General features: G+C 54.0%; 1 protein-coding gene. It reads right to left on the bottom strand.

Annotation, left to right across the window (positions count from 1 at the left end; all coding sequences use genetic code 11):
- On the bottom strand, nucleotides 1–261 hold a 261-nt coding region (locus SB753_RS38550), incomplete at both ends, for a hypothetical protein (protein WP_410805349.1).

Here is a 261-nt window from a genome sequence, read left to right on the forward strand (position 1 = left end):
GACATATTGCATCACCTCTTCGCGCCGCTCATGCTCGAAATCGACGTCGATATCCGGCGGTTCCTTTCGCTCCACCGAAAGAAAGCGCTCGAACAGGAGGTCAACCTGTGTCGGGTCCACACCGGTGACGCCAAGGCAGAAGCAGACAACGGAATTGGCCGCCGAACCGCGCCCCTGACACAGAATTTTCTTGGAAATTGCAAACTGCACAATGTCATAGACGGTGAGGAAATAGGCTGCATATTGCAGCCTTTCGATCAG

The sequence above is a fragment of the Paraburkholderia sp. SIMBA_053 genome, from assembly GCF_046534895.1.
Taxonomy (GTDB): Bacteria; Pseudomonadota; Gammaproteobacteria; order Burkholderiales; family Burkholderiaceae; genus Paraburkholderia; species Paraburkholderia caledonica.